Raw genomic sequence first — 13,277 nt, 5'->3', positions numbered from 1 at the left:
TGGTCCCGCGCAGGCCGCGGGCGTAGGCGGTGGCGAGCCAGGCCGTCACGTGGGGGTCGCTCGAGAAGCCCTCCTCGTTGCGACCCCACGCGGGGTGGCGCAGGGGGTCGACGACCGGCGCCCAGACGTTGAGGGACACGCTCGGGTCGGCGGCGTGCTTCGCGCGCAGCTCGGTGCCGACGACGGCGCCGACGCGCTCCACGAGGTCGGCGTCCCACGTGGCCGCGAGCCCGACGGGCTGCGGGAAGACCGTGGCGCGGCCGAGCCAGGCGACCCCGTGCAGGACCTCGGCGCCGGTGTGGAACGGCCCGAGGCCGAGGCGCTCGACGGCCGGCGCGTGCTGGTGCAGCAGCGCGACCTTCTCCGCGCGGGTGAGCCGTGCGAGCAGCGCGCGGGCCCGCTCCGCGACGGGCCGGTCCGCGTCGAGCCACGGGCGGTCGGCGCTGCCGGTGCGGCCGTGGGTGCGGTCGTCGGTGCGGTCTGCCGTGCGGACGTCGTCGGCCACGTCGCTCCCAGCGTCGTCGGTGGGGTGCCGCGGGCGGGCGCCTGCGGTGGGAGGGGGAGGGCGCGACTGACGCCCTGGTGATCGAACCGGTTCGACTGCGCCGAGGCGCACGGGTGCGCCGCGAGCCGAACCACGACCGGTCATCGTGGTGCATCTGCCCGATCGTGACAAGTGCCGGCCGTGTCTTGCCTCACACCGATCGTGTGTCCTAGATTGCCGCACGTCGAACCGCTTCGACTGCTCTTCCGGCCCTGCCGCGGTTCCTGGGGGAGGGCAGCACGACGCCACCGGGTCACCGAGGACCCGGCCGTCGGCGGTGGGACGCGAGCAGGACCCGTACGCCGGCCGGGCCGGCGCAGCCGGGGCACACCGAGCACGTCACGTCACACCGAGCACGTCCACATCCACGAGGGAGTGAAGGACGCTGATGAACACCACCACGACCACCCGCCGCGTCGGCGACGTGCCGGTCCGTCGCCGCTCGTTCCTCGGCATGGTCGCCGCCGGCGCCGCCGTGGCCGGCGTGCCGTCGCTGCTCACCGCCTGCGGGTCCGAGGGCGCGGGCACCGCGACCACGCCGGGGGCCACCGCGTCCGCGGACGTCCTGCCCGCGTACGTGCCCGTCGACTACGTGGAGCCCGACTACCCGAGCGTGAACGGCTCGACGCCGGGCTACGAGACGATCCCGACGGACCTCGTGCAGTCCGTGCCGGAGGCTCCCGGCAGCGGCACCACCTTCACGGCGATGACGCCGCTGTGGGGCACGATCCCGCCCACCAAGGGCAACCAGTACTACGAGGCCGTCAACGGGCTGCTCGGCTCGACGATCGAGTTCCAGATCACCGACGGCAACACCTACGGCGACAAGCTCGCCACCGTGCTGGCGTCCGCGCGCGACGTGCCGGACTGGGTGACCGTGCCGACGTGGAACATCCCGCCGCGCTTCGGCTCGGAGATCGTGCCCAACCTGTTCCAGGACCTGTCCGACCACCTCGGCGGGGACAGGGCGAAGGACTACCCGAACCTCGCGAACATCCCCACGGACGTGTGGCGGTTCTGCACGTTCAACGGGCGCCTCTACGGTCTGCCGTTCCCCGGCGAGGTCATCACCGATGCGATCTTCTACCGCAAGGACGTCCTCGACGGGCTCGGCATCACGCCCGACGTGCAGGACGGCCAGGACCTGCTGGACCTCGCGAAGGAGCTCACGGGCGGCAACCGCTGGGGTGCCGAGGACCTGTGGAACACCGCGGCGATCATCCACGCGGTCCCGCCGAAGTGGACGCTCGACGGCGACAAGCTCGTCCACCGCGTCGAGACCGACGAGTACCGCGCGGCCCTCGAGTGGAACGCCGCCCTGTTCGCGAGCGGCGCGGTGCACCCCGACGCCGTCGCCGACCAGTCCGGCGACGCGAAGACCCGCTTCCAGTCCGGGCAGTCGCTCATCATGAACGACGGCGTCGGTGCCTGGCACGAGGCCCTGCGCGACAACCTCGGCAGCAACCCGTCGTACTGGCAGCAGCCGTTCGCCCCGTTCGCGGCGGACGGCGGCACGCCGGTGCTGTGGAAGGGGCAGCCGGCGAACATCTTCTCCTTCCTCAAGAAGACGGACGACGAGGACCGCGTCCGCGAGCTCCTCGCGCTCGCGAACGTGCTGGCCGCGCCGTTCGGCACCACCGAGTTCGACGTCGTCAACAACGGCGTCGAGGGCGTCCACTACACGCGCGGCGCCGACGGCCTGCCGGTCCCGACGCCGCTGGCGGCGACCGAGCTCCAGCCGACGTACGTGTTCCTCGTCAGCCCGCCGCTCGCCAACACCCGCGTGCAGTACCCCGGCTACGTGAAGACGTCGTCGGAGTGGCAGCAGCAGGCGGCGGAGTACCTGACCGAACCCCTGTTCTACGCGCAGCAGATCGTCGAGCCCGCGCAGTACGCGGCGATCGCGCAGCCGTTCGTCGACCTCGAGAAGGACATCTCGCGCGGCCGCAAGTCGATGAAGGACCTGGACCAGGCGGTCGAGACGTGGCGCTCGTCCGGCGGTGAGGAGCTGCGCTCCTTCTACCAGGAGATCCTGGACGCGCAGTGACGAGCCTCGGCCAGACCCTGCGCAACCGGGGCCGGGACGCCACGCCCGCGCCCGACCCCGCCGCCGAGGGGGCGGTCACCCCGCCCCTCGCGGCGGGGCCGCCCGCCGGTCCGCAAGCTCTCCTTGCGCACCCGGCTGCGCCGCGACGGCGCGCTGCTCCTCATGGTGCTGCCGGCCGTCGCCCTGCTCGTGGTGTTCGCCTACGTCCCGATGCTCGGCAACGTCATCGCGTGGCAGAGCTACTCGCCCTACACGGGCTTCGTCGACAGCCCGTTCGTGGGCTGGGCGAACTTCGTGCGGGTGTTCTCCAACCCGCTGTTCCTCGACGCGGTGCAGAACACGCTCGTCATCACGGCGTTCCAGCTGGTGTTCTTCTTCCCCGTCCCGATCGTGCTCGCGCTGCTGCTCAACAGCATCGTGACGCCACGCGTGCGCACGACGATCCAGTCGATCGTCTACCTGCCCCACTTCTTCTCGTGGGTGCTGGTGGTCACGGTCTTCCAGCAGATCTTCGGCGGCGCGGGGCTGATCAACCAGACGCTGCGCGAGGCGGGGCTCGGGTCCGGGTTCGACCTCATGACGAACCCCGACACGTTCCTCGTGCTCCTGACGATGCAGTCGGTCTGGAAGGACGCGGGCTGGGGGATCATCATCTTCCTCGCGGCGCTGTCGACCGTGCCCACCGAGCAGTACGAGGCGGCCGCCGTCGACGGCGCGAACCGGTGGCGGCGCATGTGGCACGTCACCCTGCCGGCGCTGCGGCCCGTCATCATCCTGCTGCTCATCCTGCGCCTCGGCGACGCGCTGACCGTCGGGTTCGAGCAGCTCATCCTGCAGCGGGGGGCCGTCGGCGCGGACGTCGCCGAGGTCATCGACACCTACGTCTACTACCAGGGCGTCATCTACGGGGACTGGAGCTTCGCGGCGGCCGCGGGCCTGGTCAAGGGCGTCGTCAGCCTGCTGCTGGTGCTCGGCGCCAACAAGCTGGCCCACGTGTTCGGCGAGTCGGGGGTGTACCGGAAGTCATGAGCGAGCAGACCGGACAGGGTGGTCCCCACATCGGCACGACGGTGGTGGCGGTGCCCACCGACGTCGCACCGGCGCGCACCGCGCGCCGGCGCCGCTCGAAGCACCGCGCCGCGTGGGAGGAGCCACCGGGCGTCGCCGGGCAGACCGTCAAGGTCGTCGTCCTGGCGGCGGTCGTCCTGGCGATCGTGTTCCCGCTGTGGACGGTCGTCATCACGAGCCTGTCGACACAGGCGGAGACGATCCGCGCGGGCGGTCTCGTGGTCGTGCCGGGGGAGCTGACCCTCGGCGCCTACACGCAGATCCTCTCCGGCGGCATCGTCACCCGGGCGGCGCTCGTGAGCACCGGCGTCACGGCGGTCGGCACGGTCATCTCGACCGTCGTGTCGGTGCTCGCGGCGTTCGGCCTGTCGCGGCCGTCGTCGCTGTGGCACCGGCCGATCCTCTTCGTCTTCCTCATCACGATGTTCTTCGGCGCGGGCATGATCCCCACCTACCTGCTGGTGAGCTCGCTGGGGCTCATCGACTCGTACTGGGCGCTGATCCTCCCCGGGGCCGTGTCGGCCTTCAACGTGCTGATCCTGCGCAACTTCTTCATGGGCATCGACCAGGGGATCCTCGACGCCGCCCGCATCGACGGCGCCGGCGACTGGCGCATCCTCGGCCGGATCGTGCTGCCGATGTCCAAGGCGGTCACCGCGGTCGTCGCGCTGTTCTACGGCGTCGGGTACTGGAACGCGTTCTTCAACGCGATCCTCTACATCAACGACAACGCGAAGTGGCCGCTGCAGCTGGTGCTGCGCTCGTACGTGCTGCAGGGCGTCACGCTGCCCGGCAGCGGCGTCGGCCAGGTCGACGTGGCGTCGGGGCAGGTGACCGGCCTGCCGGTGCAGATGGCGGTGGTCGTGCTCGCGATCGTGCCGATCCTGCTCGTCTACCCGTTCGTGCAGCGCCACTTCACCAAGGGCGTCATCACGGGCGCGATCAAGGGCTGAGGCCGTGCTCGACGGCAGGGGGCAGGACGGGCGCGCGGACGGCGCGCCCGCGCACGGGTCAGCGCACGGCCGCCGCGGTGCTCTTGCGCTCCACGAGCACGGGGGCCAGCAGCCGCGTCTCGGCGGGCTCGTCGCGGTCGACGCGGGCCATGGCCATCTCGACGGCGACCTTGCCGATGGTGTGGGCGGGGATGTCGACGCTCGTGAGCGGCAGCGGCTGGTTGGTGGCGACGTCGGGCGGGCAGACCGCGACGACCGAGACGTCGTCCGGCACGTGCCGCCCGCGGTCGCGCAGGGTCGCGACGACCCACGGGAGCGCGACCTCGTTGTGCACGACGACGCCGGTGACGTCCGGCAGCCGCTCGAGGACGCGGTCGACGGCCTCGACCGCGCCGGCCATGGACGACTCGCAGGGCTCGACGACGCCCTCGAGCCCGGACCCGGCGACCTCCTGGCTGAAGCCGCGCAGCATGCGGTCGGCGTAGGACGTGTGCCGCTCGAGCACCGCACGGGGCGAGCCGAGCAGGGCGACGCGTCGGTGGCCGCGGCGCGCGAGGTGGCGCACCGCGAGGCGTCCCGCGGCCTCGAAGTCGAGGTCGACGCACGACAGGCCCTCGGGGTCGCGCGGCAGGCCGATGAGCACGGCCGGCTGGCGCAGGCCGACGAGCACGGGGATGCGGGGGTCGTCGGCCTCGATGTCCATCATGACGAGCGCGTCGACCATCGAGCCGGAGGCGACCCGCTCCATGCCCGCCACCTCGTCGGCCGTGAGCAGCAGGACGTCGTGGTCGAAGCTGCGCGCGGCGGTGACGACGCCGGTGACGAACTGCATGATGACCGAGACGTTGACGTCGACGCGCAGCGGCGCCATGAGCGCCAGCACGTTGGTGCGGCTCGACGCGAGCGCGCGCGCACCGGCGTGCGGCCGGTAGCCGAGGTCCCGGATGGCGCGCTCGACGCGCTGGCGCGTGGGCGCGGAGATGGGTCGCTTGCCGGACAGGACGTACGACACGGTGGAGGTGGACACCCCCGCCGCGCGCGCCACGTCGTCGATCGTCGTCGCCACGGTGCTCCGTTCGTCACGTGCTGCGCGTCCGGGGGCACACGCCCGCACCTCGTGATGGCGCTCACCCTAGCGCGCGCGCCCCGTCCGGCGGGGGCGGCACGGGACGGCGGCGTCACGGGTAAGCGCTTCACCTGTGCTGGTCCTGGAGGGGTGGACGGTGCGTCCTGGGGGCCTGCCCGGCCTGCGGGTACGCTCGGCGCCAGGGCATCGAACCGCTTCGACGCGCGATTCCCGCTCCTCCGCCCGCGCCCTCCGGTCCGTACCTCGGGAGACCTGCCGTGACCACCACCGACCCCGGCGTCGCGCCCGCGCCGCCGGACGCCGCCGGCGCGCGTCCCGGCCTCGCCGCGCTCACCGCACGCGCCGGCATCCTCTACGGGGCCGACTGGAACCCGGAGCAGTGGCACCCGGACGTCTGGCGCGAGGACGTCGCGCTCATGCGGGCCGCCGGGGTCAACCTGGTGACCGTGGGCGTCTTCTCCTGGGCGCAGCTGGAGCCGCGGCCGGGCCGCTACGACCTCGGCTGGCTCGACCGTGTGCTCGACCTCGCCCACGAGAACGACGTCATGGTCGACCTCGCGACCCCCACGGCGTCCCCGCCGGCCTGGCTCGGCACGCTGTGGCCGGGCACGCGCCCGGTGACGGCCGACGGCGTGCGGCTCTCGCACGGCTCGCGCAACCACTTCTGCCCCTCCTCGCCCCAGTACCGCGAGCGCGCCCTGCAGGTGGCGCGCGTGCTGGCGGACCGGTACGCGGACCACCCCGCCGTGCGGATGTGGCACGTGGGCAACGAGTTCGGCCAGGTGTGCTGGTGCGAGCACTGCGCGCAGGCGTTCCGCACCTGGCTGCGGGCCCGCTACGGCAGCCTCGACGAGCTGAACCGGGCGTGGGGCACCACGTTCTGGAGCCAGCGGTACGACGAGTGGGCGCAGGTGGTGCCGCCGCGCGCGGCGCCGTACCTCATCAACCCGACGCAGAGCCTCGACCACCGGCGGTTCGCCTCCGACCTGCTGCTCGAGCTCTACCGGGAGCAGGCCGCGGTGCTGCGCGCGGCGGCGCCCGCGACGCCCGTCACGACCAACCTCATGGGCTTCCACCCGCTCACCGACTACTGGCGGTGGGTGCCCGAGCTCGACGTCGTCGCCGACGACGTCTACGGGGACCCGGCCGACCCGGCCTCGCCCCTGCGCCTCGCGCTCACCCACGACCTCGCGCGCGGGCTGGCCGGCGGCGCGCCGTGGATGGTCATGGAGCAGGCCGCGGGCGCGGTGAACTGGCGGGCCCACAACGTGCCGAAGACGACGGCGCAGATGCGCCTGGACTCGCTGCGTGCCGTCGCGCGCGGGGCCGACGGGTCCTGCTTCTTCCAGTGGCGCGCGTCGGTCTTCGGGGCAGAGCGGTTCCACTCCGGTCTCGTGCCGCACGCGGGGCCCGACACGGCGCTGCACCGCGCGGTCGTCGCACACGGCGCCGAGCTGCGGCGGCTGCACCGCGTGGTCGGCACGCGCGTGCCGGCCCGCACCGCGCTGGTCGTCGACTGGTCGAGCTGGTGGGCGGCCGAGGAGCCCGCGCAGCCGTCGGACCGCCTGCGCGTGCTGCCGCAGCTGCTCGCCTACTACGAGCCCCTGTGGCGTGCGGGGGTCGCGGTCGACGTGGTGCCGCCCGGTGCGGACCTGAGCGGGTACGACCTCGTGGTGGCGCCGCAGCTGTACCTCGTGGAGGACGAGCACGTCGACGGTCTGCGGGCCGTCGTGGAGCGCGGCGGCGTGCTGCTGCTCGGCCCCTTCTCCGGCGTCGCGGACCGCGACGGCCACGTGCGTGCCGGGCGGTTCCCCGTGCCGTTCGCCGACCTCGTCGGCGGCTCCGGCGAGGAGTACGTCCCGCTGCCGGACGCCGGTGTGCGCGTCGTGTCCGACCTGCTCGGGGAGCACGTCGTGCACGACTGGGCCGAGCGTGTCCGGGTCGACGACGGCGAGGCCGTCGCGACCGTCGTCGGCGGCGACCTGACGGGCTGCGCGACCGTCGTGCGGCGCCGGCACGCGGGCGGCGGCGAGGGCTGGTACGTCGCCTCCACGCCCCCGGCGGACGTGCTCGCCCGGGTCGTCGGCGCCTGCGTCGCGGCCGCGGGGGTCAGCGGACCCGCGGGCGTCACCGCCGACCGTGACGTCGAGACCGTGCGCCGCGGCGACGTCACCTTCTGCCTCAACGCCGCCGACGCGGACCGTGCCGTCACCCTCGCGGGTGCGTGGCACGACCTGCTGACCGGCACCGACGTCGCCGGGCGGGTGCCGCTGGCCCCGCACGGCGCCCTGGCCCTGATCGAGAGGACCCCATGAAGTTCACCGACGGTTACTGGCAGCTGCTCCCCGGGGTCACCGAGCTGCGCCCGCGCCACGTCGACGACGTCGTCGCGGGGGACGACACCCTCACGGTGTACGCGTCCACCGCGCCGATCACCTCGCGCGGCGACACGCTCAACCGCCCGCTCGTCACCGTGACGTTCCACAGCCCGATGGACGGGGTCGTCGGCGTGACGATCGAGCACTTCCAGGGCGGGCTCGACCGGGGCCCGTCGTTCGCGCTGCGGCGCGAGGTGGGCGACGTCAAGATCGCGACGCCGCAGCTGACGGGCGCTCCCGTCGCGACCTTCCGCTCCGGCGGGCTCGAGGCGCGCGTCGCGACCGAGGGGGACTGGCACGTCGAGTTCGTCGCGGACGGGCGCACCCTCACCTCGTCGGTCGCGCGCAGCGTCGGCGTCCTCAGCGACGCGGACGGGCGGCACTTCGTCCGCGAGCAGCTGACGATGGGTGTCGGCGAGCACCTGTACGGGCTGGGGGAGCGCTTCGGCGCCCTGGTGAAGAACGGCCAGACCGTCGACATCTGGAACGCCGACGGCGGCACCGCGAGCGACCAGGCGTACAAGAACGTGCCGCTGTACGTGAGCGACGCGGGCTACGGCGTGTTCGTCGACCAGCCCGAGCGCGTCTCGTTCGAGATCGGCACCGAGGTCGTCTCGCGCGCGCAGTTCTCCGTCGAGGGGCAGTCGCTGACCTACTACGTCATCGCTGGGCCGACGCCCAAGGACGTCCTGCGCCGCTACACCGCGCTCACCGGCCGGCCCGCCCGGGTGCCGGACTGGTCGTACGGGCTGTGGCTGTCGACGTCGTTCACGACGAGCTACGACGAGGCGACCGTCACGCACTTCGTCGACGGCATGGCCGAGCGGGACCTGCCGCTGTCGGTGTTCCACTTCGACTGCTTCTGGATGCGGCAGTTCCACTGGAGCGACTTCGTGTGGGACCCCGCGACCTTCCCGGACCCGGAGGGGATGCTGCGGCGCCTCAAGGACCGGGGCCTGCGCATCTGCGTGTGGATCAACCCGTACGTCGCCCAGCGCTCCGTGCTCTTCGCCGAGGGCAAGCGCCTGGGCTACCTCGTGAAGAACCCGGACGGCTCGGTCTGGCAGTGGAACATGTGGCAGGCCGGCATGGCGCTCGTGGACTTCACGAACCCCGACGCGGTCGCCTGGTACCAGGGCAAGCTGCGCACGCTGCTCGACCAGGGCGTCGACTGCTTCAAGACCGACTTCGGCGAGCGCATCCCCACCGACGTGGTGTGGCACGACGGGTCGGACCCGCAGCGCATGCACAACTACTACACGCACCTGTACAACCAGGCGGTGTTCGAGCTGCTCGTCGCCGAGCGGGGCGAGGGCGAGGCGGTCCTGTTCGCTCGCTCCGCCACGGCCGGCGGGCAGCAGTTCCCCGTGCACTGGGGCGGGGACTGCGAGTCGACGTTCGTCTCGATGGCGGAGTCGCTGCGCGGCGGTCTGTCGCTCGCGATGTCGGGGTTCGGGTTCTGGAGCCACGACATCGGGGGCTTCGAGGGGACGCCCGACGCCGCCGTGTTCAAGCGCTGGCTGGCGTTCGGCCTGCTCTCGTCGCACAGCCGCCTGCACGGGTCGAGCTCCTACCGCGTGCCGTGGGCGTTCGACGACGAGGCGGTCGAGGTGACCCGGGCGTTCACGCGCCTCAAGCTCTCGCTCATGCCGTACCTCGCGCAGGCGGGGCTCGAGGCGCACACCGACGGTGTGCCGGTCATGCGCCCGATGGTCCTGGAGTTCCCGGACGACCGGGGCGCGGCGACCGTCGACACGCAGTACATGCTGGGGCCGTCGCTCCTGGTGGCGCCCGTCTTCTCCGCCGACGGCGACGTCGACGTGTACGTCCCGGAGGGCACCTGGACGTCCCTCCTGACGGGCGGGCAGGTGACCGGGCCGCGCTGGGTGCGCGAGCGGCACGGGTTCGACTCCCTGCCGCTGTACGTGCGTCCGGGCACCGTGCTGCCGGTGGGCGCGCGGACGGACCGGCCGGACTACGACTTCGCGGACGGGGTGACGCTGCACCTGTACGCGCTGCCCGACGGGCACCGGTCGACGACGCACGTGCCCGGCCCGGGTGGTGCCCGCGGCGCCGTCTTCACGGTCACGCGCGCGGGCGACCGCGTGCGCGTCGAGGCGTCCGGGGCGAGGAGCCCCTGGGCGGTGCAGGTGCACGGCGGTGCACGGGCGGACGCGGCCGCGGGTCAGGACGCGGTCGAGGTCGCGCTCTGAGGCCCGTCGTGCAAGCGGGTCCGCGGGGGTGGACGTCCCCCGCGGGCCCGCGCCCCCGGTGCGTGGGACCCTCGTCCCGGAGTGCTGCCGCACCCGTGTGCCCGAGGGGTGCGGGAGCGATCCCACGACGTGTATCGTATCGATTCGACCCGCGCGGCACCGAGGCTGCGCAGCACCGGGCCACGCCCGGACCGAGCTCGAAGGGCCACCCATGATCGAGACCACGCGGCCGTCCGGCCGCCCGTTCCCCGCGGACTTCCTCTGGGGCTCCGCCACCGCCTCCTACCAGGTCGAGGGCGCGGCGCACGAGGGCGGGCGCGGCCCGTCCATCTGGGACACGTTCTCCCGCACCCCCGGCAAGGTCCTCAACGGCGACACGGGCGACGTCGCCGTCGACCACTACCACCGCCTCGAGCAGGACGTCGCGATCATGGCCGACCTCGGCCTGCAGGCGTACCGCTTCTCCATCGCCTGGCCGCGCATCCAGCCGACCGGCGCCTCCGGCGAGGCGAACGCCGAGGGTCTGGCGTTCTACACCGAGCTCGTCGACCGCCTCCTCGCGGCCGGCATCAAGCCCGTGGTCACGCTCTACCACTGGGACCTGCCGCAGGCGCTCGAGGACGCGGGCGGCTGGACCAACCGCGAGACCGCCTACCGGTTCGAGGAGTACACCCGCGTCGTCGCGCGTGCCCTCGGCGACAAGGTCCACCTGTGGACGACGCTCAACGAGCCGTGGTGCTCGTCGTTCCTCGGCTACGGCTCGGGCGTGCACGCGCCCGGCGTGCAGGACGCGGCCGCCGCGCTCGCGGCCGTGCACCACCTCAACCTCGCCCACGGCCTGGCGGTCCGTGCCCTGCGCGAGGAGCTCGGTGCGGACACGCCCGTCTCCGTCACGCTCAACCTGCACGTCACGCGCGCCGCGTCCGACGACCCCGAGGACGTCGACGCCAAGCAGCAGATCGACACCATCGCCAACGAGGTCTTCGTCGGCCCCATGCTCCAGGGCGCCTACCCGGAGCGCGTCTTCGCCGACACCGCGTCGATCAGCGACTGGTCGTTCGTGCAGGACGGCGACCTCGAGATCATCCACCAGCCCCTCACGGTGCTGGGCGTCAACTACTACTCGACCGGCCGCGTCAAGCGCGGCACCCCGCCGAAGGGCGACGGCTCGCCGGGGCCCGACGGGCACCGGTCGTCGGAGGTCAGCGCCTGGGTCGGCGCCGACCGCGTCGAGTGGCTGCCGCAGCCCGGCCCGCACACCGCGATGGGGTGGAACATCGAGCCGCAGGGTCTCGTCGACCTGCTCCTCGAGCTGCACGAGCGCTTCCCGGGGCTGCCGCTGGCCGTGACGGAGAACGGCGCCGCGTTCTACGACACCGTCTCCGAGGACGGCCGCGTGCACGACCCGGACCGCGTCGCCTACCTGCACGACCACATCGACGCCGTCGGCGAGGCCCGCGACAAGGGCGTGGACGTGCGCGGCTACTTCGTCTGGTCCCTGTTCGACAACTTCGAGTGGGCGTACGGCTACGACCGTCGCTTCGGCGTCGTGCACGTCGACTACGACACGCAGGTGCGCACCGTGAAGGACTCGGGCCGCTGGTACCGCGAGCTCGTCCGCACGGGCGTCATCCCGACCCCGGGGTCCGCGGCGACCCTCTGACGCACCGGTCCGACGGCCGGGCGGCGTGGCACGCGCCACGCTGCCCGGCCGTCGCCGTCGGGGCGTCCCGCCCGCCGCGACGCGCGAGGATGGACCCGTGCCCCGCAGCCGTCGCTCCAGCCGCCGCCCCTACGGCGCCGAGCACGTCCCGCTCGACGTCGGTCGTGCCACGGGCGGTCGGCGGGCGGAGACGGCAGCCGACGGCGAGTGGGTCGTGCAGCACGTGCGCGGCTCGGACCGCGAGTACCGCTGCCCCGGCTGCGACCAGGTGGTCCCGCCCGGCACGGCGCACGTCGTCGCGTGGCGCACCGACACGTGGCGGGACGGGCTCGAGGACCGCCGGCACTGGCACGCGTCGTGCTGGCAGGCGCGCGGACGTCGCGGGCCGACGCGGCGATGACGTCGCGCGGCCCGGCCGTGCCGGCGGGACGGGCGGCGTCGCCGCGGCCGCCCGCGATCGTCGCGAGCGACCTCGACGGGACGCTCCTCGCACCGGACGGCACCGTGACGCCCCGCACCGTCGACGCGCTGGCGGCGTGCGACGAGGCCGGTGTCGTCGTCGTCTTCGTCACCGCGCGACCGCACCGCTGGCTCACCGAGCTCGCCGCCCACGTCGCCGGCCACGGCGTCGCGATCTGCGCCAACGGCGCGTCGGTCGTCGACGTCGGCGCGCAGCGCGTGCTCGAGGAGCACGGCATGGAGCGTGCGCGCGTCGCGGCGGTCGCCGCACGGCTGCGGGCGGTCTGGGGGGCGCACGTGCACCTCGCCGCCGAGAGCGCGCGCGGCTTCGCCGCCGAGCACGGCTTCGCGTCCGCGCACGAGCAGCCCCCCGGCAGCCCCGTCGCCGCCCGCGTCGAGGACGTCGCCGACCCGGTGACGCTCAAGCTCCTGGTCCGCACGAGCGGCCCCGCGCACCCCGGCGGGCCGGACGGGTTCGTCGCGGACCTGCAGAGGGCCGTCGGCGACCTCGCCCACGTGTCGACGTCCGTGACGGGCGCCGGGGCCGCGCTGCTGGGGGAGGTCGCCGCCCCGGGCGTCACGAAGGCCGCGACCCTCGCCCGGTGGGCCGCGGGCCGCGGCGTCGACCCGGCGGACGTGTGGGCCGTCGGCGACGCGCCCAACGACCTGCCGATGCTCACGTGGGCCGGCCGCTCCTTCGCCGTGGCGAACGCGCACCCGCAGGTGCGCGCCGCCGTCGACGAGGTCGTCCCCTCGCACGCCGAGGACGGCGTCGCACAGCTGCTCGAGCGCGCGGCCGCGCTCGCCCGTCGCGTCGCGCCGCGACCGCGTCGTTAGGGTCGGGGCAGACGGCCCCCGAGACCCG

Annotated in this window: 9 protein-coding genes and 1 pseudogene; 8 read left to right on the top strand and 2 right to left on the bottom strand. The window is 73.6% G+C overall.

What is annotated here, in order from left to right; genetic code table 11:
* Positions 1-61 precede the first annotated feature (61 nt).
* Positions 62-649: pseudogene (locus GC089_RS20145) on the bottom strand (glycoside hydrolase family 3 N-terminal domain-containing protein); the annotation flags it as partial.
* Between the two features lie 283 nt (positions 650-932).
* Here GC089_RS20145 and GC089_RS13210 point away from each other — a divergent pair.
* The 3 genes from GC089_RS13210 (at position 933) to GC089_RS13200 (ending at position 4,612) form a co-directional block, all read left to right on the top strand.
* Positions 933-2,591 carry an extracellular solute-binding protein gene (locus tag GC089_RS13210; RefSeq protein ID WP_155378047.1) on the top strand — a complete coding sequence of 553 codons (1,659 nt, stop codon included), beginning with the start codon at positions 933-935 and terminating at the stop codon, positions 2,589-2,591.
* Between the two features lie 123 nt (positions 2,592-2,714).
* Positions 2,715-3,620 (top strand): sugar ABC transporter permease, encoded by a 906-nt coding sequence (locus GC089_RS13205; protein ID WP_155378046.1) that lies wholly within the window; start codon positions 2,715-2,717, stop codon positions 3,618-3,620.
* Positions 3,617-4,612, top strand: a complete 996-nt coding sequence (locus GC089_RS13200) for a carbohydrate ABC transporter permease (RefSeq protein WP_155378045.1) — start codon at positions 3,617-3,619, stop codon at positions 4,610-4,612. Before GC089_RS13205 ends, GC089_RS13200 begins: the two co-directional genes overlap by 4 nt.
* Before the next feature lie 58 nt (positions 4,613-4,670).
* Here GC089_RS13200 and GC089_RS13195 read toward each other — a convergent pair whose 3' ends face one another.
* A complete protein-coding gene (locus GC089_RS13195) occupies positions 4,671-5,678 on the bottom strand; it encodes a LacI family DNA-binding transcriptional regulator (protein WP_155378044.1) in 1,008 nt (335 codons plus the stop codon).
* Positions 5,679-5,956: 278 nt separating this feature from the next.
* Between GC089_RS13195 and GC089_RS13190 the strand changes: the two genes are divergently transcribed.
* The 5 genes from GC089_RS13190 to GC089_RS13170 all read left to right on the top strand — a co-directional run bounded on the left by GC089_RS13190 (position 5,957) and on the right by GC089_RS13170 (position 13,249).
* Positions 5,957-8,014, top strand: a complete 2,058-nt coding sequence (locus GC089_RS13190; RefSeq protein ID WP_155378043.1) for a beta-galactosidase — start codon at positions 5,957-5,959, stop codon at positions 8,012-8,014.
* Positions 8,011-10,290, top strand: a complete 2,280-nt coding sequence (gene yicI, locus GC089_RS13185; RefSeq protein WP_155378042.1) for an alpha-xylosidase — start codon at positions 8,011-8,013, stop codon at positions 10,288-10,290. Before GC089_RS13190 ends, yicI begins: the two co-directional genes overlap by 4 nt.
* A gap of 211 nt (positions 10,291-10,501) precedes the next feature.
* Positions 10,502-11,953 (top strand): GH1 family beta-glucosidase, encoded by a 1,452-nt coding sequence (locus GC089_RS13180; protein ID WP_155378041.1) that lies wholly within the window; start codon positions 10,502-10,504, stop codon positions 11,951-11,953.
* A gap of 97 nt (positions 11,954-12,050) precedes the next feature.
* Positions 12,051-12,353 carry a hypothetical protein gene (locus GC089_RS13175; protein WP_155378040.1) on the top strand — a complete coding sequence of 101 codons (303 nt, stop codon included), beginning with the start codon at positions 12,051-12,053 and terminating at the stop codon, positions 12,351-12,353.
* Positions 12,350-13,249, top strand: a complete 900-nt coding sequence (locus tag GC089_RS13170) for an HAD family hydrolase (protein WP_155378039.1) — start codon at positions 12,350-12,352, stop codon at positions 13,247-13,249. The genes GC089_RS13175 and GC089_RS13170 overlap by 4 nt, the downstream gene beginning before the upstream one ends.
* Positions 13,250-13,277: the final 28 nt, after the last annotated feature.

The sequence above is a fragment of the Cellulomonas sp. JZ18 genome (genome assembly GCF_009720485.1).
Lineage (GTDB): Bacteria > Actinomycetota > Actinomycetes > Actinomycetales > Cellulomonadaceae > Cellulomonas.
This window is presented reverse-complemented; position numbering and strand designations above follow the sequence as displayed.